Source organism: Burkholderia sp. ZZQ-2 (genome assembly GCF_050768715.1).
GTDB classification, from domain to species: domain Bacteria; phylum Pseudomonadota; class Gammaproteobacteria; order Burkholderiales; family Burkholderiaceae; genus Burkholderia; species Burkholderia cepacia.
Genome location: NZ_LDVA01000335.1, coordinates 1 through 23,299, shown reverse-complemented (window position 1 = coordinate 23,299; position 23,299 = coordinate 1). Strand labels below are relative to the sequence as shown.

Sequence of the window (23,299 nt, the reverse complement as noted above, 5' to 3'; positions counted from 1 at the left end):
TCCCGTCCCCGTTTCCCTGGCTATTGGTGGTTCCATCATGATCAAGCAAGCGCTCATTTCCGTTTCCGACAAGACCGGCATTGTCGACTTCGCGAAGTCGCTGTCCGACCTCGGCGTCAAGCTGCTGTCGACGGGCGGCACCGCGAAACTCCTCGCCGACGCCGGCCTGCCCGTGACCGAAGTGGCCGATTACACGGGCTTCCCGGAGATGCTCGATGGGCGCGTGAAGACGCTCCACCCGAAGGTGCACGGCGGCATCCTCGCCCGCCGCGACCTGCCCGAGCACATGCAGGCGCTGGAACAGCACGGCATCCCGACGATCGACCTGCTCGTCGTGAACCTGTATCCGTTCGTCGCGACGATCGCGAAGGACGACTGCACGCTCGCCGACGCGATCGAGAACATCGACATCGGCGGCCCGACGATGCTGCGCTCGGCCGCGAAGAACCACCGCGACGTGACGGTCGTCGTCGATCCGGCCGACTACGCGGTCGTGCTCGATGAAATGAAGGCGAACGGCAATGCGGTGGGCTACGCGACCAACTTCCGCCTCGCGACGAAGGTGTTCGCGCACACCGCGCAATATGACGGCGCGATCACGAACTACCTGACGAGCCTGACCGACGAGCTGAAGCACGCCTCGCGCAGCACGTACCCGGCCACGCTGAACCTGGCGTTCGACAAGGTGCAGGACCTGCGCTACGGCGAGAACCCGCACCAGAGCGCGGCGTTCTACCGCGACCTCGCGACGCCGGCCGGCGCGCTGGCGAACTACCGCCAGCTGCAAGGCAAGGAACTGTCGTACAACAACATCGCGGATTCGGACGCGGCGTGGGAATGCGTGAAGACGTTCGACGCACCGGCCTGCGTGATCATCAAGCATGCGAACCCGTGCGGCGTTGCAGTTGGCAACGATTCGGCCGACGCGTACGCGAAGGCGTTCCAGACAGATCCGACGTCGGCCTTCGGCGGCATCATCGCGTTCAACCGCGAAGTCGACGAAGCGGCTGCCCAGGCCGTCGCGAAGCAGTTCGTCGAAGTGCTGATCGCCCCGTCGTTCTCCGACGCCGCGAAGCAGGTGTTCGCCGCGAAGCAGAACGTGCGCCTGCTCGAGATCGCGCTGGGCGACGGCCATAACGCATTCGACCTGAAGCGCGTGGGCGGCGGCCTGCTCGTGCAGTCGCTCGATTCGAAGAACGTGCAGCCGAGCGAGCTGCGCGTCGTCACGAAGCGCCAGCCGACCGCGAAGGAAATGGACGACCTGCTGTTCGCGTGGCGCGTCGCGAAATACGTGAAGTCGAACGCGATCGTGTTCTGCGGCAACGGCATGACGCTCGGCGTCGGCGCCGGCCAGATGAGCCGCGTCGATTCCGCGCGCATCGCAAGCATCAAGGCGCAGAACGCGGGCCTGACGCTGGCCGGTTCGGCCGTCGCGTCGGATGCGTTCTTCCCGTTCCGCGACGGCCTCGACGTCGTCGTGGCGGCCGGCGCGACCTGCGTGATCCAGCCGGGCGGCTCGATGCGCGACGACGAAGTGATCGCCGCAGCCGACGAGCACGGCATCGCGATGATCCTGACGGGCGTGCGTCACTTCCGTCACTGATCGCGGCCTGCGGCCCGCGCGGCCGCTGCACGACAACCCGGCGGCATTGCACCCGCCGGGTTTTTTATTGTGTTGCGCCGGCGCACGCAACCGTGCGGCCGGCGCCGCACACCATTCGTTGTAGTATCGCTGCATCACGCCATTCTCCTCACTCATGCGAATTCTCGGCATCGACCCTGGCCTGCGCGTCACCGGTTTCGGCATCATCGACGTCAGCGGCCACCGGCTCGCCTATGTCGCGAGCGGCGTGATCCGCACGCCGACCGCCGACCTGGCCACCCGGCTCGGCACGATCTTCCAGGGCGTCTCGACCATCGTGCGCGAGCACGCACCCGATCAGGCCGCGATCGAAAAGGTGTTCGTCAACGTGAACCCGCAGTCGACGCTGCTGCTCGGTCAGGCGCGCGGCGCCGCGATCTGCGGCCTCGTCGCGGGCGGCCTGCCCGTCGCCGAATACACGGCGCTGCAGCTCAAGCAGGCCGTGGTCGGCTACGGCCGCGCGACCAAGACGCAGATGCAGGAGATGGTCACGCGGCTGCTCAATCTCTCCGGACAGCCGGGCTCCGACGCGGCCGACGCGCTCGGCATGGCGATCTGCCACGCGCACGGCGGCGACACGCTCAACACGCTCGGCGGCCTCGCGCCGGCGCTCGCGAAGAAAGGGCTGCGCGTACGGCGCGGGCGGCTGGTCGGCTGACATCGCGCACGCCGGCGTGCGGTCAGCCGGATCGACCGTGTTGAGCGTTTCGACCGGACGCGGCACACCCACGACACCCGTTGCCCCGGCCTGACGGCCGATCCCGTCGGCATTGCGCCGCACGTGCGCTACACTCGCGCTTTATTCCTCGCATCCCGCCCTCCATGATCGGTCGCATCGCCGGCATCCTGCTCGAAAAGAACCCGCCTCACCTGCTCGTCGACTGCAACGGCGTCGGCTACGAAATCGACGTGCCGATGAGCACCTTCTACAACCTGCCGCAAACGGGCGAGCGCGTCGTGCTGCTCACGCAGCAGATCGTCCGCGAGGACGCGCACCTGCTGTACGGCTTCCTGACGCCTCAAGAGCGCACGACCTTCCGCGAACTGCTGAAGATCACCGGCATCGGCGCGCGCATGGCGCTCGCCGTGCTGTCCGGCATGAGCGTGCAGGAACTCGCGCAGGCCGTGACGATGCAGGACGCCGCACGCCTCACGCGCCTGCCCGGCATCGGCAAGAAGACGGCCGAACGCCTGCTGCTCGAACTGAAGGGCAAGCTCGGCGCCGATCTCGGCGCGCTCGCCGGCGCCGCGTCGCCGTCCGACCACGCAACCGACATCCTCAACGCGCTGCTTGCGCTCGGCTATTCCGAAAAGGAAGGCCTGGCCGCGATCAAGAACGTGCCGGCCGGCACCGGTGTATCCGAAGGCATCAAGCTCGCACTGAAGGCGTTGTCGAAGGCGTAACGCGCGTTCAATCCGGCCGTCGAAACCAGTGTCGCGCGGCGCGGCATCGCGCGCCAGTCGGCCGTTCGGCCAGGTGGGCGGGAGTGCGGCGCGCGGTACAATGGCCGCATGATTGAAACCGACAAACTCGCCACCGAGCAGCGGATCATCGCCGCCACGCCCGCCTCGTCGCACGAGGAGGTGTTCGAACGTGCGCTGCGGCCGCGCCAGCTCGACGACTACGTCGGCCAGGAAAAGGTGCGCGGCCAGCTCGAGATCTTCATCGAAGCCGCCAAGCGCCGCTCCGAGCCGCTCGACCACGTGCTGCTGTTCGGGCCGCCGGGCCTCGGCAAGACGACGCTCGCGCACATCATCGCGCGGGAGATGGGCGTGAACCTGCGCCAGACGTCCGGCCCCGTGCTCGAGCGCGCGGGCGATCTCGCCGCGCTGCTGACGAACCTCGAGGCGAACGACGTGCTGTTCATCGACGAAATCCACCGGCTGTCGCCGGTCGTCGAGGAAATCCTGTATCCGGCACTCGAGGATTACCAGATCGACATCATGATCGGCGAAGGCCCGGCCGCGCGCAGCGTGAAGCTCGACCTGCAGCCGTTCACGCTGGTCGGCGCCACCACCCGCGCCGGGATGCTGACCAACCCGCTGCGCGACCGTTTCGGGATCGTCGCGCGCCTCGAGTTCTACGACGCCGATCAACTGTCGCGCATCGTGCGGCGCTCGGCATCGCTGCTGAACGCGCAGATCGATCCGAACGGCGCGCTGGAAATCGCGAAGCGCTCGCGCGGCACGCCGCGGATTGCGAACCGGCTGCTGCGCCGCGTGCGCGACTTCGCGGAAGTGAAGGCCGACGGCCAGATCACCGCGGCCGTCGCCGATGCCGCGCTCGCGATGCTCGACGTCGATCCGGTCGGCTTCGACCTGATGGACCGCAAGCTGCTCGAGGCGATCCTGTACAAGTTCGACGGCGGCCCGGTCGGTATCGACAACCTCGCGGCGGCGATCGGCGAAGAGCGCGACACGATCGAGGACGTACTCGAGCCCTACCTGATCCAGCAGGGCTTCCTGCAGCGCACGCCGCGCGGGCGCGTCGCGACGCTGCTCACGTATCGCCACTTCGGGCTTTCCGTGCCCGACGCCGGCCGCACCGAACGCGGCGAGTGGGATACCCCCGACGGGAAGTAACCCGTCGCCCGAGCCGCACCCGCCATGACGACGCCGCCCAGCCACCACCCCGCCACACCCGCACCGGGCCCGCGCTGGGCCGAACCGATCCGCAAGCGGCTCGTGGCCGGCGTCACGCACCTGACGGCGGGCGGCGGCGGCCCGTCGCTCGACCTCTCCTCTCCGCCCGGAGACCCGGGGCTGTTCGGCCCCGACGCCGTCTGCTGGCGCGTACATGCCGACTTCACGTCGATGATGACGGGCGGCATCGCCGCACTGCTGCTGCAGGCGCTCCATCCGCTCGCCCTCGCGGGCGTCTGGGATCACTCGTCGTTTCGCACCGACATCCTGGGTCGCTTGCGGCGCACCGCCACGTTCATCACCGGTACGACCTTCGGCAGTCGCGCGGACGCACTCGCACTGATCGAGCGCGTGAAATCGATCCACGCGCACATATCGGGCACCGCACCGGACGGCCGGCCGTATCGCGCCGACGATCCGGCGTTGCTGACCTGGGTGCACGTCGCGGAAGTATCGAGTTTCCTCGCCGCGCATCTGCGCTACGTGAATCCGGCCCTGCCGGGTGAATTGCAGGATCGCTACTACGCCGAGACGGCACTGGTCGCCGAACTGCTCGGCGCACACGAGGTTCCCCGTTCGCGTGCCGAGGTGGCCGCGTATCTCGCACGCATGCAGCCCGAACTCGAGGCCGGGCCGCGTACGTTCGACGTGATGTCCATCCTGCTGAACGTGCCGGTCGCGAAGCCGGTGCTGCGGCCGGCCGCGTCACTGGTGATGCATGCCGGAATCGACCTGCTGCCGCCGTGGGCGCAGCGCATGCTCGGCGTGTCCACGTTCGCGCCGCTGCGGCGCGCGGTGGTCCGGCCCGGCATACGGGTCGTCGCGCCCGTGCTGCGCTGGGCGCTCGTGAACGGCGCGTCAAAGCGTGCGCGCCGCCGCGCGACGGCAGCACCGCCCGACGGCACCTCGTCCACCTGACGATCCGCTTCTTCCAGTCATTTCAATTTGCTGTCAAATACCTGTGACAAGCTGACGGGCTTGCACCCGCGCACGGTCGCACGCGCCGTCCGTCCCGCCTGTCCGTGACCCGCGCGGTGTTCCGCCAATCCGACCGACACCCGATACCCGCGATGCCACGCCTGCCGATCCGTTTCGCCCTCGCCGCCAACCTGTCCGCCGTCCTCGCCCTCGGCGCCTGTGGAGGCGACGATGTCGCCGCCGTCGCGCGTTCGGACGCGCAAACGCCGTCCGGCGGCACCCCGACCGCGCCTGCCCCGGCGCCGCCCGCCACCGTCACGCCGCAACCGGGCAAGTGGAAGGCTGCCCGTGCGGGCGACCTGATCGACGTGACGCTCGGCGACCTCCATCCGACGCAGGGTGCAATCGGTTACGACCAGATCTACTACAAGCTCGGCCGCTACGAACTGCAGCCCGACAAGAAATTCGACGACTTCTGTGCGGACGAAGGCCTCGGCGGTGTCGCTTCGGCGGGCTACACGGCCAAGTCGGTGCTGCGCGATCCCGCCAGCTACGCGTGCAAGACGACCGACGCGAACGCCCGCGACCGGTCGGTGCTGAACCCGGTCGTGATCGGCCCGAACGGCGATGCGCTGTACCTGACCGACGGCCACCACGGCCTGTCGACCTACTACGAGACGCCCGACGGCGGCCCGGCGCTGCACGTGCACGTCGTCGTCAAGGACAACCTCAGCGACTACTCGGGCGACGCGTTCTGGCAGCAGATGCAGAGCCGCGGTTATCTGCGCCTCAAGAACGGTGACGGCAAGCCGATCACGGCCGCCCAACTGCCGACCGGGCTCGGCCTGAAACTCGGGATGACGAACGACCGCTACCGCTCGCTCGTCTATTTCACGCGCGACATCGCCTACAGCAAGCCCGCACAAGCCACCGACTACCTCGAGTTCTACTGGGCCGACTGGCTGCGCGCGCAACCGGGCACGTTCTCGCTCGCCGGCTACGACCTGACGCGCGCCGGCGCAACCGATCCCGATCCGGCAAAGGCCGACACGGGCTACCTGAACGCGGTCTGGAATGCGTCGGCGCGCATGGTCGCGGCCACGGACCCCGTGATCGACGGCAAGACGGGCGCCGACCTCGGGCGCGCGGACGCGATCAACGGCGGGAAGAAATACAACAAGGGAGAATTCGACAAGCTGCGCCAGCCGATCGCGGCGGACAAGCCCGGCAAGATCGCGTACGCGCTCGACTACAAGACCCGCCACGCGCTGCCGCAGTAAGCGGCGAGCGCCACGCGCGAAGGAAGCCCCGGCCGGCCATGCCGGACGGAGCCTGCCGGTTCAGAGCACCTTGCGGTACCCGTCGTCGTCGCTCGCGGCGTCCAGGTGCGAGACGTCTGCCCATTGCACGACCTGCGCGCGGCCATCCGCGTAATCGACGACGTTGATGCTCGTGTTGAGCAGCTGATAATTGCGGGGCGCCGACAGTTCGATGCCGTTTGCAAACCGGTACACGCTGTCGAGCACGCCGCCGTGCGCGACACACGCGATCCGGCCGCCCGGGTGAGCGGCCACGATCGGCTCGAGCGCGTGCAGCACGCGGTGATAGAACTCACGCTGCGACTCGCCGCCTTCCGGCGCGAAGCCCGGATCGCGCGTCTGCCACGCCGCGTATGCGTCCGGAAACAACGCCTCGATCTCGGTACTGTCGTGCCCCTGGAATGCGCCGTACGAGCGTTCCCGCAGCCCTTCCCGCAGCAGCAGCGGCAACCCGAGCGCATCGGCGAAGGGCTGCGCGGTCTGTTGCGCGCGCATCAGGTCGCTCGAATAGACCGCGTCGATCCGTGCACCGTCACGCGCGTCGCGTGCGAGCCGCGCGGCCAGCTTTTGGGCCTGCGCGAGCCCGGTGTCGGCCAGCGGGATGTCGATATGGCCCTGGATGCGCTTGATGCGATTCCAGGCCGTCTCGCCATGGCGGATGAAAAGAATCTGCGTGGTGGCCATCGCGGGGCGTCTCCGGGGAAGAATCAGGGCCGCACTTGCAGCCAGAATGTCACGGGGCCGTCGTTGACGAGCGACACCTGCATGTCGGCGCCGAACTCGCCCGTCTCGACGACCGGATGGCGCGCACGCGCGGCCGCGACGAAATAGTCGAAAAGCCGCGCGCCTTCGTCGGGCGGCGCGGCCGGCGTGAAGCTCGGACGCAGCCCGCTGTTGGTATCGGCCGCCAGCGTGAACTGCGACACGAGCAGCAGGCCGCCTGCGCGGCCCTCGCCGTCGATATTCGACACCGGCAGGTTCATCTTGCCGGCGGCGTCGCTGAACACGCGGTAGCCGAGCATTTTCGCGAGCAGCTTGTCGGCCGCTGCGTCGGTGTCGCCGCGCTCCGCACAGACGAGCGCGAGCAGGCCCGCGCCGATCTCGCCCGTCGTGCGGTCGCCGACGCGCACGTCGGCGCGCTTCACGCGCTGGATCAGCGCGATCATGCGGTCAGCGTGACGCGCGCGAAGCGGCGCTTGCCGACCTGGACGACGAACTCGCCGGCTTCGACCTTCAGGCCCTTGTCCGACACGGTCGCGCCATCGATCTTCACGCCGCCCTGCTCGATATTGCGCAGCGCTTCGCTCGTCGACGGCACGAGCCCCGCCTGCTTCAGCAGCTGGCCGATCGCGAGCGGTGCGCCCGCGAGCGTGACCGACGGGATGTCGTCCGGCACGCCGCCCTTCGCGCGGTGGTTGAAGTCCTCGAGCGCACGTTCGGCGTCGGCCTGCGAGTGGAACCGCGCGACGATTTCCTGCGCGAGCAGCACCTTGAAGTCGCGCGGGTTGCGGCCGCCTTCGGCCTCGCGCTTGAAGCCGGCGATCTCGTCGAGGCCGCGGAACGACAGCAGTTCGAAGTAACGCCACATCAGCGTGTCCGAGATGCTCATCAGCTTGCCGAACATGTCGGTCGGCTTCTCGCTGATGCCGACATAGTTGCCCTTCGACTTCGACATCTTCTCGACGCCGTCGAGGCCTTCGAGCAGCGGCATCGTGAGAATGCACTGCTGTTCCTGGCCGTACTGCTTCTGCAGCTCGCGGCCGACCAGCAGGTTGAACTTCTGGTCGGTGCCGCCCAGCTCGAGATCGGCGTTCAACGCGACCGAATCGTAGCCCTGCATCAGCGGGTACAGGAATTCGTGGATCGAGATCGGCACGCCGCCCTGGAAGCGCTTCGTGAAATCCTCGCGTTCGAGGATCCGCGCAACCGTGTAGCGCGACGCGAGCTTGATCATCCCGTCCGCGCCGAGCGGCATCGACCATTCGCTGTTGTAGCGGATCTCGGTCTTCTCGCGATCGAGCACGAGCGCGGCCTGCTCGAAGTAGGTCTTCGCGTTCGACTCGATCTGCTCGCGCGTGAGCGGCGGGCGCGTCGCGTTGCGGCCCGACGGATCGCCGATCAGCGACGTGAAATCGCCGATCAGGAAGATCACCGTGTGGCCGAGATCCTGCAGCTGACGCATCTTGTTCAGCACGACGGTGTGGCCGATGTGGATGTCGGGTGCGGTCGGGTCGAGGCCGAGCTTGATGCGAAGCGGCGTGCCCGTGGCCGCGCTGCGCGCGAGCTTCTGCGCGAACTCTTCCTCGATCAGCAGTTCGTCGACGCCGCGCTTCGTGACGGCGAGCGCATGCCGGACTTCGTCGGTGATCGGGAAAACAGGCTTGGAACTGGGTTCGGTGCTCATCGGTGCCAGGAAGAATGTCGCAAAAACAGGGATTTTCCCATAACTTGCGCGCCCATCGCTTAACGGCGCGCCGCGTTGCGCGGATAATCGGGCGCAAGGCGCGCGGCACCGGCCCGCGCCGCACGATCCAGGAGAACCCAACGTGCCGCAACGACAGCCGCAAAACGCCCATCCGGCCGACGGCATCTACTTCGGGCTGATGTCGGGAACCAGCATGGACGGCGTCGATGGTGTCGCCGTGCGTTTCGAGGCCGGCAAGGCGCCGGTCGTGCTCGCGGAAGCGTTCGTCGGCTTCGCGCAATCGCTGCGCGACGTGCTGTTCGCGCTGCAGCAGCCCGGCGACGACGAGATCGACCGCGAATCGCTCGCCGCGAACGCGCTGGTCGCGCGCTATGCGGTGTGCTGCCACGAATTGCAGCGCACGGCCGGGCTGTCGCGCGACGAGATCCGCGCGATCGGCGTGCACGGCCAGACCGCGCGCCATCGCCCCGAGCGCGGTTATACGCGGCAGATCAACAACCCGGCACTGCTCGCCGAGCTGGCCCAGGTCGACGTGATCGCCGATTTCCGCAGCCGCGACGTCGCGGCAGGCGGCCACGGGGCGCCGCTCGCGCCCGCCTTCCATGCAACGGTGTTCGGCGCGGCGGGCGAGACGCGCGTCGTCTGCAATCTCGGCGGGATCAGCAACATCACGATCCTGCCCGGCGAAGGCGGCGACGTGCGCGGTTTCGACTGCGGCCCCGCGAATGCGCTGCTCGACGAATGGGCGACCCGCCATCTCGGCAAGCCGTACGACGACGGCGGCAAGTTCGCGGCGCGCGGCACCGTCCATGCAGCGCTGCTCGACGCGCTGCTCGACGAGCCCTATTTCGCCGCACCGCCGCCGAAAAGCACCGGGCGCGACCTGTTCAATCCCGCCTGGCTCGACGCGAAGCTCGCCACGTTCTCACACGTCGCGCCGCAGGACGTGCAGGCCACCCTCACCGCGCTCACGGCCGTTTCGGTCGCGCGCGAGATCGCACAGCATGCAGCGGGCTGCAAGGCCGTGTTCGTATGCGGCGGCGGCGCGCGCAATCCGGTGCTGCTCGATGCGCTCCGGCACGCGCTGCGCGAGGCCGGCGTGCCGGCCACGGTCGATACGACGGCGGCACTCGGCGTGCCGCCTCAGCAGGTCGAAGCACTCGCGTTCGCGTGGCTCGCGTACCGTTTCACCGCGCGCCAGCCCGGCAATCTCGCGACGGTCACCGGTGCGGCCGGCAACCGCGTGCTCGGCGCGCTCTATCCGCGCTGACGCGGTGCCGCCCGCGCGGCGAGCGCCGCATGGAAAACGGGCACAAAAAAACGGGGCATGATGCCCCGTTTTTCATTCCGGCGAACCGGCGTGGATCTGTCGTGCGCTCAGACCGAGAACGACGAGCCGCACCCGCAGGTGGTGGTCGCGTTCGGGTTCTTGATCACGAACTGGGCGCCGTTGAGGTCGTCCTTGTAGTCGATCTCGGCGCCGACCAGGTACTGGTAGCTCATCGAGTCGATCAGGAGCTGGACGCCGTTCTTGTTCATCACGGTGTCGTCCTCGTTGACTTCCTCGTCGAACGTGAAGCCGTACTGGAAGCCGGAGCAGCCACCGCCCTGCACGAACACGCGCAGCTTCAGGTCGGGATTGCCCTCTTCGTCGATCAGTTGCTTGACCTTGTCGGCTGCGGCGTCGGTGAAGACGAACGGAACCGGCATTTCGGCCGTCGTTGCTGCGGATTCGGTAACAGCGTTCATTGCGAACTCTCCAAAAAGCTTTAGCCGCTATTGTAGGGCCGATCAGAAGATCGTGCTGAAGTCCATGAAATCAATAGGTTCTTGTCGATTTCATCAAACACGCATGCGCAGGCCGCGGCAGCACGCGCCTGGAAACGGACATAAAAAAACCGCCAGCGCAAAAGCTGGCGGTTTTTCCGGCGGACGCCGCCCGGAAGCGGCTCGGCCATGAAGCGGAATTAACGCTTCGAGAACTGCTTGGCGCGGCGTGCCTTGCGCAGACCGACCTTCTTACGCTCGACTTCACGTGCATCGCGCGTGACGAAGCCTGCGTTCGACAGCGACGGCTTCAGCGTCGCATCGTAGTCGATCAGTGCACGGGTGATGCCGTGGCGCACTGCACCTGCCTGACCCGTTTCGCCGCCGCCGTTCACGTTCACCTTGATGTCGAACGTCTGGCCGTGGTTCGTGAGTTCCAGCGGTTGACGCACGATCATCAGCGACGTTTCGCGCGAGAAGTAGTCAGCGATGGGCTTGCCGTTGACGATGATGTCGCCCTTGCCAGCCTTGATGAAGACACGTGCGACTGCGCTCTTGCGGCGGCCCGTACCGTAGTTCCAGTTACCGATCATGTGGGTCCCCTTAGATCTCGAGCGCCTTCGGCTGTTGAGCCGAGTGCGGATGCGTCGCTTCTGCGTAGACCTTCAGCTTCTTGATCATCGCGTAACCGAGCGGGCCCTTCGGCAGCATGCCCTTGACCGCCTTCTCGAGCGCGCGGCCCGGGAAGCGTTCCTGCATCTTGCCGAACGTCGTTTCATAGATACCGCCCGGGTAGCCCGAGTGACGGTAGTACTTCTTGTCCAGAGTCTTGTTGCCCGTGACCTTCAACTTGCTCGCGTTGATGATGATGATGAAATCACCAGTGTCGACGTGCGGGGTGAACTCAGGCTTGTGCTTGCCGCGCAGACGGCGTGCCACTTCGCTGGCAACACGGCCGAGAACCTTATCCGTCGCGTCAATCACGTACCATTCGCGCGTCACCTCATGGGCTTTTGCGGAAAACGTCTTCATGATCGATCCAAAAAAATTGCTTTGCCCGATGTGTTCTTCCTGCTTGTCTGTGTGCGCTTCGAGGCGCGGTGCAGGCTCTCCCTGTTCTTTTTCCGTGGGCATGAATGCGGAAAAGCCCTGAATTATAAAGGAAATACCGCAACGCGGTCAAAGGGAATCCGCTCCCCGTGTCCACGGCGGCCGAAATGGGCCAAAATCCGGTCGTGCCCCGACAAGCCAGGCGAACCGAGCGCCCGGGGAGGCACCCATCGACACGCGGCACATGACCTTGCCGCGCCAGACCGGCCGAACACGGAAAACAACAAACAAGCATGATGAATCAACGACTTACACCCTTCTTCGCGGCCGTGATGCTGGCCGCCGCGGCACCTGCCGTCGCCGCCCGCGCCGACTGCGAAGCCAAGCTCGAAGCCCTCGATACACGCCTTGCCGAAGCCCGTGCCGCGCATGCCGAGGATCGCGTCGCCCGCCTGCGCGCAGTGCGCGAACGCGTCCGCCACTTCTGCGCACGCGGGCACGGCCATGCATCGGCCGTCCACGCGCCGGCGCCCGATGCGCGCCCGCGCGGCACGCCGCCCGACGCGACCTCGCAGCCTGCCGCAAGGCAGCCCGCGTGACCCTGTCGGCGCGCGCAAACCGCGCGCCGATGTTTGCATGGGACGAAAAAAAGCCCGAACGGCTGGTTCGGGCTTAATCCACCATAGGAGGAGGGTGGAGGAGACATTCGGAGGTTGCCGCAGCGCGACAACCAATGAGGCTCATTATACGAACGCGTCGTCGACTCCACAAGAAAATTTGCATTGCGAAATCAAACGCCACAATATGAAATTTAATGCGACGCGTTTGAATCACGACTTTTCTCTTTGAAATCAATGGCCTGATTCCGGAAAGCACGATCAGGAGCCGCCCTCGTCTAGAGCAAAACCCCTAAGTCCCGAGGGGAATTGGCTGTCCGGTGCGCTGCTCACGCGGTGCCCGCGTTGCGCGTCGTGCACCGCATCAGCCGGCCGTTGCGCCGCGGGCTACAATGCCGGATCGAATCCGAATCAGGCAACGCTGGAGTGCAAGCATGGAATGCAAAGTAAGCTGGATGGGCCAGGACGGCATGGCGTTTTCCGCCGAGACCGGCAGCGGCCACCTCGTCGCGATGGACGGCGCGCCCGAAGGCGGCGGTCACAACCTCGCGCCGCGCCCGATGGAGATGGTGCTGCTCGGCACCGGCGGCTGCACGGCCTATGACGTCGTGCTGATCCTGAAGAAGAGCCGCCAGGAAGTCAGCGGCTGCTCGGTCACACTGAAGGCCGAACGCGCGAGCGAAGACCCGAAGGTGTTCACGAAAGTGCACTTCCACTTCACCGTCACCGGCCGCAACCTGAACCCGGCCACGGTCGAACGCGCGATCAACCTGTCGCACGACAAGTATTGCTCCGCGTCGATCATGATCGCGAAGACGGCCGAACTCACGCATTCGTTCGACATCGTCGCCGGCTGACCGCACGGCGAGCACACATGAAAAAAGGGCCGGCGCTCCGTTGGGAGACGCCGGCCCTTTCGCATTCGAACGGCAAAGCAGGCCGATAAGCCGGATTCTGTGCACGCTGCGCGCCGAAGCACGCAACGCGTGGCAGCCATTCCTCTAGGCGCGCCATTGCTGACGCGCTCAAGCTTCCTACCCGCAGACGAGACGGGGGCCCCGTCCTGCATCCGAAGATGCGCGCCTGCCTACTTGGAATTGCTCCGGGTGGAGGTTACCGTGCCGGCGAACGTCGCCGTCGCCGCGGTGCGCTCTTACCGCACCGTTTCACCCTTACCTGATCCCGGCTTGCGCCGGGCCATCGGCGGTTTGCTTTCTGTTGCCCTGTTCCGCGTGTCGCCACGGATGGCCGTTAGCCATCACCCTGCCCTGTGGAGTCCGGACTTTCCTCGCCCCCGCGCGCCCGAAGGCGGCGAGGCCGCGACTGCCTGGCCTGCTTTGCGACGCGCATTCTAGCACTGCGCGCCGCCGCCGGCAGCGCGCGAGCGGCGGCCGCTGCGAAATACGGCCGGATCGTCGTAGAACGCGGGCTCGACATTCGCATCGCACCAGCCCGGCACGCCGAGCACCGGAAGCGGCGCGAAATCGCGGCTCGTCAGCGCGCGCGTCGCGAGTTCCGCGGCGACACGGGCGTCGACATGCGCGATGCGTTGCGCGTCGGGCCACGAAAAATAGTCGGCGCCCACTTCGACGATCCACGTGTGCGCGGTGCAGGATTTGTAAGGCGCGACGAGTTTCTCGAGCAGCGCATGGCCGACCAGCCGCGCCTCGCAGCGCGTGCCCCACGCATCGCGCGCGGCGACCAGCAGCCGCGGCCAGTCGAACCCGCGCAGCGCGTCGGCGAGCGCACGGTCGGCCGTCACGAACAACGCGGCGTTCTCGTCGAACAGCGTGAGCGCGTCGCGCAACGTGCCGCGCACGGGGCCGACCCCGCCCGCCGCGTCGATCGCCGCGGCCTGGCGCGCGTTCAGTGCGGCCTTGACGCGCGGATACGCGAACCAGACGAGCGCGTTGAAGAAGTCGTGCAGATTGTGGCGGGTCGGGACACCGCCCGTCTCTGCGATATGGGTCTCGTACGCGACGCCGGGCGGCAATGCTGCCTGCGGCACGAACCGCAGCGGCCGGCCACGGCCGCTGGTGCGCGGGCCGTCGGGCCCGGTATCGCCCAGGGCGCCGTTCAGCGCGTCGAGCAGCGCGGCCTCGCCCGCCCTCGCGGCCGCCTGTACAACGCGGCCGGGGCCCGCGTACGGCGCGAGCCACGGCACGGACCAGTCGATCCGCGCAAAATCCGCCGCCCCGCTACCGGCCGTTTGGCCAGGTTCGCGCGGCGGCGCGAAGGTCACGCCAGTTTCCAGCCGATCGTCTCGCCGCCGCGCAGCGGCACGACGGGCGTATCGCCCGCGAAGATCTCGCGCGGCAACTCCCATGCCTCGCGACGCAGCGTGACCGTCTCGGCGCTGCGCGGCAGCCCGTAGAAATCGGCGCCGAAGAAGCTCGCGAAACCTTCCAGCTTGTCGAGCGCACCGGCGTGGTCGAACGCTTCCGCATACAGTTCGAGCGCATGCAGCGCCGTATAGCAGCCCGCGCAGCCGCACGCGGTTTCCTTCGCGTCGCGCGCATGCGGCGCGCTGTCGGTACCGAGGAAGAAGCGCGGGTTGCCCGACGTCGCGGCCTCGACCAGCGCGACGCGATGCGTCTCGCGCTTCAGCACCGGCAGGCAGTAGTAATGCGGGCGAATCCCGCCGACGAACAGCGCATTGCGGTTGTACAGCAGGTGATGCGCGGTGATCGTCGCGCCGAGCAGGCCGGGCGCCGCATCGGCGTCGCGCACGTAGTCGGCCGCGTCCTTCGTCGTGATGTGCTCGAACACGACCTTCAGGCCCGGGAAATCGCGGCGCAGCGGCGTCATCACGCGGTCGATGAAGACCTTCTCGCGGTCGAACAGGTCGATCGATGCGTCGGTCACCTCGCCGTGCACGAGCAGCGGCATGCCGGTTTCCTGCATCGCCTCGAGCGTCTTCGCGCATTTCGCGAGATCGGTGACACCGTGGTCGGAATTCGTCGTCGCACCGGCCGGATACAGCTTCACGCCGTGCACGAAGCCGCTTTCGCGCGCGCGGCGGATCTCGTCGGGCGGCGTGTTGTCGGTCAGGTACAGCGTCATCAGCGGTTCGAACGTCATCCCGGCCGGCAGCGCGGCGAGGATGCGCTCGCGATAGGCCTGCGCCTGCGCGGTGGTCGTCACCGGCGGCTTCAGGTTCGGCATGACGATCGCGCGGCCGAACTGGCGCGCGGTGTGCGGCAGCACGGCGGCCAGCATGTCGCCGTCTCGCAGGTGCAGGTGCCAGTCGTCAGGACGGGCGAGCGAGAGCGTCGCCGGGGAGGAAGCGTTCGAGGCAGTCATAGGAGGCGTCGTGAGGAACGTGCTTGCCGTTGGCGGGGCCGGAACACGCGTGCGCGGGCCGACTGACGGCAAACCGCAACACGGGGCCTTTGGCCAGCGGAATCCGCTTTTTACCGCTCAGGGCTCGGTGATATGCTAGAAGCCGCATTGTACCGGGGTTCGCCCGGTTCGTTACCCCCCGCCTGAGCCTGCTGCCCCAAGTAAAATGTGCCAACTCTTAGGAATGAACTGCGCCGCGCCGACGGACGTCACATTCTCCTTCACAGGTTTCGCGGCCCGGGGCGGGCTCACCGATCACCATGCCGACGGCTGGGGCATCGCGTTCTTCGAGGACAAGGCCTGCCGCCTGTTCATCGATCACCAGGCATCTGCCACGTCGCCGATCGCCGAAATGGTGAAGCGCTACCCGATCAAGTCCAAGAACACCATCGCGCACATCCGCAAGGCGACGCAGGGCCACATCCTGCTCGAGAACAGCCATCCGTTCATGCGCGAGCTGTGGGGCCGGCACTGGATCTTCGCGCATAACGGCGACCTCCAGGACTACGCACCGGACATGGACGGCAGCGTCTATCATCCGGTCGGCACGACCGACAGCGAACAGGCGTTCTGCGTGCTGATGCAGGGGCTGCGCGAAACGTTTCCCGGCGCGCAGCCGCCGTTGCCCGAACTGTTCGAGCGCGTCGGCGAGCTGACACGCGGCATCACCGATCACGGCGTGTTCAATTTCCTGATGTCGAACGGCCAGGCGCTGTTCGCGCACTGCTCGACGCGGCTGCACTACCTCGTGCGGCGCTGGCCGTTCTCGACCGCGCATCTCGTCGACGAAGACCTGTCGATCGACTTCGCGAAATACACGACGCCCGAGGATCGCGTCGCGGTGATCGCGACGCAACCGCTCACCGACAACGAAGTCTGGACCGCGTTCGAGCCGGGCGAACTGATCATGTTCCAGTGCGGCGACGTCGCCGCGCGGATGCGGATCCCGGTGCCCGAACGCGTGCTCGAGAAGCTGCGCAATCCGGCGCTCGACGCATCGGCGTCGGCGCCGCGTGACACGCGCGAGGCGCTCGCCACCGCCGCCGACGTCGATTCCGACGACGCGATCGACTTCTGAGCCCGGCGCGCCAGCGCCCTTCCCCTGTCAGCCGCTGTCCGGCAAGTCGACGGCTCGCCGCCGGGTCATATCGCTCGCCCCGCGCCGATTCCGGTTCATCCGGGCCAGATTCCCGTATATCGAAGCGAAGCAGCACAACATTCGCCCGATTCGATGCGTTTCAATATAAAACGATCCAGACGAGAAAATAATAAATCACTCAATCGGAATGCAGATAATCCGGAAACCGCATTTTAACGTATCGACCTGACGCAAACCGTGCGCCACCCCACTGATCCAGCGATCACGAACCCGCACGCAAATAATCGGGCGAATCCTTACCCCACAAGGCTTTCAGTTCGATTCATCACACAATCAAAAAATACCGAATAAAAGCGGCACTATTGCCGCATTTGTTAGCTTCCCGACAATTCACCTCCTTCCCGATCAGTAGAGTCCGCTCATCCTCGGTGTAACGAATCGCGAATGACGGAGATACGGCCACGGACGCCACACATCCATTCACGCCATTCCCCACCGCGGATTGCGATTTCACCGCACCGCGGTGAAAACCACATCAAAACAAGAGAGAGGGGCTTGTCGTGAATCACTCATTTCGATCGATATGGAGCGAGACCACCGGCTGCTGGGTCGCGGTTGCGGAAACGGCGCGGGCGCGCGGCAAGCGGTCGGGCAGCCCATCCGGTGCAGGCCTTCGCGCCGCGGCACTCGGTGCCGTGCTGGCCATGCTGTCGGCAAGCTCCGCGTACGCATCGACGTGCGGCAGCGGCGCGGCCGTCGCGAGCGGCGGTACCTGCGCGCTCGGCAGCTTCAGCCCGACCGTCAATGACAACCTCGCCGGCGCCACGACCGTGTCGGGCGGCGACCGCGTCGGCCTGACGGGCGCATGGACCGGCGCAACCGGCGACATGGGCTACACGCCGATGCCGTTCGCCAACACGCCCATCATTTCAGGCAATCCGGATCAGCCGCTGGTGTCGCTCGGCGGCAAGACGCAGAGCGTCGGCACCCCCGACTCGATCACGGGCGGCCATACGTCCGTCGCCACTTACGACTCGACCGCGTTCGTCGCGTCGAACGCGGGCTCGACCGTCGTGCAGGTCTATCACGACGTGAACGGCGACCAGTACGTGAACACGCGCATCGGCACGGTCGCGAATTCGGGCGGCACGCTCGACGTATCGATCGGCAATCCCGCGAACGCGCCCGCGGCGACCGGCAACGCAATCACGATCGCGGCCAAGCAGACCGACCTGACCTACGCGGACGGCACCGGCTCGACACCGAGCGTCATCAACTGGAATTCGCGGAACCAGGTCTGGTTCATCACCGGCGACTATCTGGCAAGCGGTGGCCCCGTCGGCCGCATCGAGCTCGACGTGCCGACCTACGCGGGCACCTTCACCGCGTTCGACGGCAGCAAGTGGACCGTCACCGACGCCGCGTCGCTCGCCGCGTACAACAACTTTCTCGTGCGTTCGGTCCAGAACGGCGCACTCGGCTCGCAGGCAGCCTACGACAATGCGTTCGGCCAGGCCGTGACGTTCGCCACGCAAACCTTCGAGTATGCGAACAACGTGTCGCCCGACGACAAGAACGCGCTCCCCAGAAACTATCCGTCGGTGATGCACGGCACGGGCGCGAACGCGACGCTGCACATCGGCAAGGACGGCCAGATCGACTTCCGCGGCGCCAATACGATCGACGCGAGCGCGGCCGTCGTCGCGGAAAACGGCGCGCACTTCGTCAACGACGGGCGCCTGTCGGGCGACTTCACCCTGGTGCGCCTGTTGAGCGGCGCGAGCGGCGTCAACAACGGCGTGATTTCGTCCGGTTACACGTCGGGCGACAATGTCGGCACGGGCGGCACCGCACCGCCCGACAATTTCGGCCTCGATACGTACGTCGAAGGCAGCGGCGTGTATGCCAACGGTACGGGCACCACGTTCGTCAACAACGGCGTGATGAACGTCGGTGCGTGGAATCTCGACCACAACCGGCTCGACCTGCAGAACTACGCGATCGCCGCGACCGACGGCGCGAGCGCATCGAACGCCGGCACGATCAACGTCGGCGTCAACGCGACGACGCTCGACAGCCAGGTGATCGGCGGCCTCGTCGCCGGCGGCAGCTTCACGAACGAAGCCGGCGGCACGATCTATCTCGGCCGCGCGGCCCAGTACGATGCCGGCGCGCCGGAGGCCGCGAACGACGTCGCGCTGTCCACGCACGCATACGGCATCCTGCTCGGCCCGTCGGGCACCGCGAACAACCTCGGCACGATCGTGATCGGTTCGCAGACGCAGAACGGCGCCGCCATGGCGAGCATCAACTCGTCGTCCGGCACGCTGACCAACGCGGGCTCGATCGTCGTCAACGGTGCCGCGCCCGGCACGCCGCTCGCCAACGTCGGCATGCTCGCGGCCAACACGGCGGCGACCGTGACCAACACCGGCACCATCACGCTGAACGGCGTAAACGGCATCGGCATCATGGTCGTCGGGACCGGCACGAACGCGACGGCCGCGACCTCGACCGGCACGATCAACGTGGCCGGCGGCCTCGATCCCGCATCGGGCACACGAAACTACGGCGTGTGGGCCGAGGGGCCGCACGCGAAAGCCACGCTCGACGGCGCACTCAACCTGACGGGCACCGGCGCGATCGGCGTGCACGCGCGCTCGGGCGCGACGATCGACGTCGGCGCCAACGCGGTGCCGGCGTTCATGTCGGGCACCAGCCAGATCGGCTTCTATGCCTATGGCGCCGGCTCGAAGATCAACGTCGCCGCGCAGCACCTGAGCGTCGACACCGACGATTCGACGCTGTTCCGAGTCGCGGGCGGCGCTGCCTACACGGGCGCGTCGGCAGCCGGAACGCTGACGACCGACGTCAACGGCCAGCGCGCGCACGGCGTGCTCGCGACCGACGCCGGCACCGTGCTGTCGACCGGTAACGCGATCTACAACGTCAACGGCGCAAACGGGATCGCGATCGGCGTCGAGGGCGGCGCGCAAGGCACGATCGACGCGGGCGCGACGATCAACCTGAATGCCGCAGGCGCGATCGCGGGCGTCGTCGACGGCCAGGCGCACGACCTCGCCGGCGCCAATGCCGGCGCGCCGGTCGCGACGACGCTGACCAACGACGCGGCCGTTACGTCGTCGACCGCGGGCGTGACGGGCTTCGTCGCGCAGAACCTCGGCACGCTCGAGAACCGCGACTCGGTGCTGCTGACGGGCGCCGGCTCGACGGGCGTCGTGGTCGGCACGCTCGGCACGGTGAACAACGCGTCGACGATCCGCGTATCGAACGGCACCGGTGCGCTCGTGCAGGGCGCGTCGGCCACGCTGGCCAACGCGGGTTCGATCGAAGCCGATGACGGCGTCGCGGGCGTGCGTCTGACGGGTGTCGGCGCATCGGTCGCGCTGTCGGGCACCGGCACCGTGATCGCGAACGGCAGCGCCGACGGCGTGCTGATCGACTCGACCGTATCGGGCGGCGGGATCGCGGCCGGTGCGACGTCGATCGCGGCCGGCGGTTCGGGCAGCGGGATTCACAACCTCGGCACGAATACGACGATCGCGCTGTCCGGCACACAGGTCACGACGACCGGCGGCGGCGCGAACGGCATCGTGTCGACGGGCGGTGGCGCGCGCATCGCGGCCGATGCGGCGACGGTCGTGCGCACCGCCGGTAGCAACGCGCTCGGCGTCCACGTGACGGGCGCGGATTCGACGCTTGCGGCGACCGGCACGACCGTCGCGACGACGGGTGCCGGCGCACACGCGATCGTCATGGATGGCGGCGCGACGGCCCTGCTGTCGGCCGCAAAGATCGCCGCATCGGGCAGCCTGGCCGACGGCATCGTCGCACGCAACGGCGGCCGCATCGGCGATACGGGCTCGACGATCGCCAGTGCCGCCGGCAACGGCGCAACCGCCGACAGCGGCGGCGTACTCGCACTGACCGGCACGACGCTCAAGGGCGCGGCGGCCGGCGTGCTGACGTCCGATACGCTCGCAAACGGCGCGACGAGTTCGGTGCTCGTCGACGGCGGCAGCGTGACGGCCGCGACCGGCCCGGCCTTCGCCGCGCGCGGCGGCACGGCCGACATCGCGGTGCGCAACGGCACGGTCGTGACGGCCGGCAACGGTACGCTGCTCGACCTGTCGAACGGCAGCAACGCCACCTTCACCGCATCGGCCGTGAACCTGGCCGGCGACATCGTCTCGGACGCCTCGAGCACCGGCAACGTGCGCCTCGCGAACGGCACGACCCTGACCGGCAAGATCGACCCGGTCGCACTGACCGTCGACTCCACCAGCACGTGGCGCATGACGGGCAGCTCCGTGCTGAGCAGCCTGAACAACGCGGGCCTGGTCGCATTCGCCGCGCCGACCGGTTCGCCGACGCTCGCGGGCAGCTACAAGACGCTCACGACCGGCAGCTACGTCGGCAACGGCGGCACGATCGCGCTCAACACGTTCCTCGGCGCCGACGCATCGCCGACCGACCGGGTGATCGTGAACGGCGGCACGGCAAGCGGCACGACGGGCCTGAAGATCGCCAACACGGCCGGCACCGGCGCGCAGACGAAGGGCGACGGGATTCCGGTGGTCGTCACGACCAACGGCGGCACGACCACCGCATCGGCATTCCAGCTCGCCGGGCCCGTGCAGGCGGGCGCGTACGAATACCGGCTCTATCGCGGCGGGCAAGGCGACGCGAACGGCTGGTACCTGCGCTCGCAACTCGATCCGTCAGACCCGGGCGACCCGATCCACCCGTCCGGTGGCGGCGACGGCGGCGGGAACGGCAACGGCAACGGCAGCGGCGGCACGCTCGCGTATCGGCCCGGGGTCGCCGGCTACGCGCTCACGCCGCTGCTGAACGCCGACTACGGCTTCTCGACGCTCGGCAAGCTGCACGAGCGCGTCGGCGACATCGCCAACCTCGACAAGCAGCAGCCCGGCAATCGCGACGGCGTGTGGGGGCGCATCGGCGGCCAGAGCCTCGACGCGAACGCGGGCCGCTTCTCGGCCGACGAGCGCACCTTCTTCGCGCAGTTCGGCAAGGACTGGACGCTCGACCAGGCGCCGAACGGCGCCGGCAGCACGCATGCGGGCGTGACGGCCAGCATCGGCGTGTCGAACGCGAGCTTCAGCGACATGGCACGCGCCGATACGGCCAACCTGTCGACGTCGACGGGCTCGGTCGAGATGCACGCGCAGAGCGTCGGCGGCTACTGGACGAAGTACCTGTCCGACGGCACGTACTTCGACAGCGTCGGGCAGGTCACGCACTACGGCAACCGCTATCGCGACAGCTACGGCAACGAGGCGTCGCAAAACGGCTTCGGCGTCGCGCTGTCGCAGGAAGTCGGCAAGCCCTTCGCGATCGGCGGCCTGCCGGTCGCGGTCGAGCCGCAGGCGCAGCTGATGTACCAGTACCTGAAGCTGAACGGGTTCAACGACAACGTATCGGCGGTATCGGGTACGACGACGAACGCGCTGCGCGGCCGCGTCGGGGTGCGCATCTTCCGGCCGAACCTGCAGTCCGCTTCGGGCGGCAGCGCTGCCACGCCGTACTTCACGGCCGACGTGCTGCACGACTTCCTGTCGCCGGGCCAGACCGTCGTCGGCGGCACGCCGTTCGCGACGCATCTCGGCCGCACGTGGTACGAACTCGGCGTCGGCGTGACCGCGAGCTTCGGCAAGTCAGGCGAGCTGTACGCGAACGCGAAGATCGCGCGCAACATCGGCGGCGACTATCGGCGCGGCATCGTCGGGCAGGTCGGCTACCGCTACAGCTGGTAACGCCCGCGAACGGCGGACAGCGGACGAAAAAAAACCGCCCGGCGCTCGGCCGGGCGGTGTTCGCATCGACGCGCGTGAAGCGCGTGACCCGCGCGAACGCTCAGTGCAGGATCTTCGCGAGGAAGTCCTTCGCGCGTTCCGATTTCGGATTCGAGAAGAAATCGTCCTTGCGGTCGTCCTCGACGATCGCGCCCTTGTCCATGAAGATCACGCGATGCGCGACCTTCTTCGCGAAGCCCATCTCGTGCGTGACGACCATCATCGTCATCCCTTCCTGCGCGAGTTCGACCATCACGTCGAGCACTTCGTTGATCATCTCGGGGTCGAGCGCGGACGTCGGTTCGTCGAACAGCATCGCGATCGGGTCCATCGACAGCGCGCGCGCGATCGCGACACGCTGCTGCTGGCCGCCCGACAACTGGCCCGGGAACTTGTGCGCGTGCGCCTTCAGGCCGACGCGGTCGAGCAGCTTCAGGCCCTTCTCGTTCGCCTCGTCCTTGCCGCGGCCGAGCACCTTGATCTGCGCGAGCGTCAGGTTCTCGGTGATCGACAGGTGCGGGAACAGCTCGAAATGCTGGAACACCATCCCGACCTTCGAGCGCAGCTTCGACAGGTTCGTCTTCTTGTCGCCGACCGACTGGCCGTTCACGAGGATCTCGCCCTGCTGGAACGGCTCGAG

21 protein-coding genes and 1 other RNA gene are annotated in these 23,299 nt (G+C 67.4%); 11 read left to right on the top strand and 11 right to left on the bottom strand.

The window, feature by feature from the left end; translation table 11 throughout:
* Positions 1–37: 37 nt before the first annotated feature.
* The 6 genes from purH to ABY44_RS31735 all read left to right on the top strand — a co-directional run bounded on the left by purH (position 38) and on the right by ABY44_RS31735 (position 6,483).
* Positions 38–1,603: a bifunctional phosphoribosylaminoimidazolecarboxamide formyltransferase/IMP cyclohydrolase gene (gene purH, locus ABY44_RS31760; protein WP_021162493.1), complete on the top strand. Its 1,566-nt coding sequence runs from the start codon at positions 38–40 to the stop codon at positions 1,601–1,603.
* A gap of 154 nt (positions 1,604–1,757) precedes the next feature.
* The gene (gene ruvC / locus ABY44_RS31755; protein WP_027788361.1) at positions 1,758–2,300 is read left to right on the top strand and encodes a crossover junction endodeoxyribonuclease RuvC; all 543 of its coding nucleotides are present in this window, start codon (positions 1,758–1,760) and stop codon (positions 2,298–2,300) included.
* Positions 2,301–2,464: 164 nt separating this feature from the next.
* A complete protein-coding gene (gene ruvA / locus ABY44_RS31750) occupies positions 2,465–3,046 on the top strand; it encodes a Holliday junction branch migration protein RuvA (protein ID WP_021162490.1) in 582 nt (193 codons plus the stop codon).
* 108 nt (positions 3,047–3,154) lie between these two features.
* Entirely contained in the window at positions 3,155–4,225 is a 1,071-nt protein-coding gene (gene ruvB / locus ABY44_RS31745; protein WP_021162489.1) for a Holliday junction branch migration DNA helicase RuvB, read from the top strand.
* Positions 4,226–4,249: 24 nt separating this feature from the next.
* Positions 4,250–5,203, top strand: a complete 954-nt coding sequence (locus ABY44_RS31740; protein WP_060174147.1) for an oxygenase MpaB family protein — start codon at positions 4,250–4,252, stop codon at positions 5,201–5,203.
* Between the two features lie 152 nt (positions 5,204–5,355).
* A complete protein-coding gene (locus tag ABY44_RS31735; RefSeq protein ID WP_060174146.1) occupies positions 5,356–6,483 on the top strand; it encodes a ParB/Srx family N-terminal domain-containing protein in 1,128 nt (375 codons plus the stop codon).
* Between the two features lie 60 nt (positions 6,484–6,543).
* Here ABY44_RS31735 and ABY44_RS31730 read toward each other — a convergent pair whose 3' ends face one another.
* From ABY44_RS31730 to tyrS, 3 genes are read right to left on the bottom strand one after another with little or no spacing between them, the layout of a single operon-like run.
* Positions 6,544–7,206 (bottom strand): histidine phosphatase family protein, encoded by a 663-nt coding sequence (locus ABY44_RS31730; RefSeq protein ID WP_059693814.1) that lies wholly within the window; start codon positions 7,204–7,206, stop codon positions 6,544–6,546.
* 23 nt (positions 7,207–7,229) lie between these two features.
* Complete coding sequence (gene dtd / locus ABY44_RS31725; protein WP_011350959.1) at positions 7,230–7,688, bottom strand: D-aminoacyl-tRNA deacylase; 459 nt, start codon at positions 7,686–7,688, stop codon at positions 7,230–7,232.
* Entirely contained in the window at positions 7,685–8,926 is a 1,242-nt protein-coding gene (tyrS, locus tag ABY44_RS31720; RefSeq protein ID WP_059685236.1) for a tyrosine--tRNA ligase, read from the bottom strand. The genes dtd and tyrS overlap by 4 nt, the downstream gene beginning before the upstream one ends.
* 142 nt (positions 8,927–9,068) lie before the next feature.
* Here tyrS and ABY44_RS31715 point away from each other — a divergent pair, with 142 nt between their 5' ends.
* Positions 9,069–10,217, top strand: a complete 1,149-nt coding sequence (locus ABY44_RS31715; protein ID WP_060174145.1) for an anhydro-N-acetylmuramic acid kinase — start codon at positions 9,069–9,071, stop codon at positions 10,215–10,217.
* 107 nt (positions 10,218–10,324) lie between these two features.
* Here the strand turns inward: ABY44_RS31715 and erpA are convergent, their stop codons facing one another.
* From erpA to rplM, 4 genes are read right to left on the bottom strand one after another with little or no spacing between them, the layout of a single operon-like run.
* The gene (gene erpA, locus ABY44_RS31710) at positions 10,325–10,696 is read right to left on the bottom strand and encodes an iron-sulfur cluster insertion protein ErpA (RefSeq protein WP_006751888.1); all 372 of its coding nucleotides are present in this window, start codon (positions 10,694–10,696) and stop codon (positions 10,325–10,327) included.
* A gap of 20 nt (positions 10,697–10,716) precedes the next feature.
* Positions 10,717–10,905 (bottom strand): hypothetical protein, encoded by a 189-nt coding sequence (locus ABY44_RS31705; RefSeq protein ID WP_196488043.1) that lies wholly within the window; start codon positions 10,903–10,905, stop codon positions 10,717–10,719.
* Between the two features lie 9 nt (positions 10,906–10,914).
* Positions 10,915–11,307, bottom strand: coding sequence for a 30S ribosomal protein S9 (rpsI, locus tag ABY44_RS31700; RefSeq protein WP_011883283.1), 393 nt, complete (start codon positions 11,305–11,307; stop codon positions 10,915–10,917).
* A gap of 10 nt (positions 11,308–11,317) precedes the next feature.
* On the bottom strand, positions 11,318–11,746 hold the full coding sequence (gene rplM / locus ABY44_RS31695; protein WP_009687896.1) for a 50S ribosomal protein L13: 429 nt from the start codon (positions 11,744–11,746) through the stop codon (positions 11,318–11,320).
* A 311-nt stretch (positions 11,747–12,057) separates the two neighbouring features.
* Here rplM and ABY44_RS31690 point away from each other — a divergent pair, with 311 nt between their 5' ends.
* Together ABY44_RS31690 and ABY44_RS31685 are read left to right on the top strand one after the other, a co-directional pair.
* Positions 12,058–12,363, top strand: coding sequence for a DUF1090 family protein (locus tag ABY44_RS31690; protein WP_060174144.1), 306 nt, complete (start codon positions 12,058–12,060; stop codon positions 12,361–12,363).
* A 410-nt stretch (positions 12,364–12,773) separates the two neighbouring features.
* Positions 12,774–13,238 (top strand): OsmC family protein, encoded by a 465-nt coding sequence (locus tag ABY44_RS31685; protein WP_027788367.1) that lies wholly within the window; start codon positions 12,774–12,776, stop codon positions 13,236–13,238.
* A gap of 70 nt (positions 13,239–13,308) precedes the next feature.
* Here ABY44_RS31685 and rnpB read toward each other — a convergent pair.
* The 3 genes from rnpB to pyrC form a co-directional block, all read right to left on the bottom strand.
* Positions 13,309–13,720, bottom strand: an RNA gene (gene rnpB, locus ABY44_RS31680) — RNase P RNA component class A.
* 12 nt (positions 13,721–13,732) lie between these two features.
* Complete coding sequence (locus ABY44_RS31675) at positions 13,733–14,623, bottom strand: DUF3025 domain-containing protein (protein ID WP_060174143.1); 891 nt, start codon at positions 14,621–14,623, stop codon at positions 13,733–13,735.
* Positions 14,620–15,684, bottom strand: coding sequence for a dihydroorotase (pyrC, locus tag ABY44_RS31670; protein ID WP_027788369.1), 1,065 nt, complete (start codon positions 15,682–15,684; stop codon positions 14,620–14,622). The genes ABY44_RS31675 and pyrC overlap by 4 nt, the downstream gene beginning before the upstream one ends.
* 205 nt (positions 15,685–15,889) lie before the next feature.
* Between pyrC and ABY44_RS31665 the strand changes: the two genes are divergently transcribed.
* Together ABY44_RS31665 and ABY44_RS31660 are read left to right on the top strand one after the other, a co-directional pair.
* Complete coding sequence (locus ABY44_RS31665) at positions 15,890–16,801, top strand: class II glutamine amidotransferase (RefSeq protein WP_081052699.1); 912 nt, start codon at positions 15,890–15,892, stop codon at positions 16,799–16,801.
* A gap of 581 nt (positions 16,802–17,382) precedes the next feature.
* Complete coding sequence (locus tag ABY44_RS31660) at positions 17,383–22,620, top strand: autotransporter outer membrane beta-barrel domain-containing protein (protein WP_060174142.1); 5,238 nt, start codon at positions 17,383–17,385, stop codon at positions 22,618–22,620.
* A 100-nt stretch (positions 22,621–22,720) separates the two neighbouring features.
* Here ABY44_RS31660 and ABY44_RS31655 read toward each other — a convergent pair.
* The coding region (locus tag ABY44_RS31655; RefSeq protein ID WP_060173233.1) for an amino acid ABC transporter ATP-binding protein at positions 22,721–23,299 on the bottom strand (579 nt) is incomplete at its 5' end.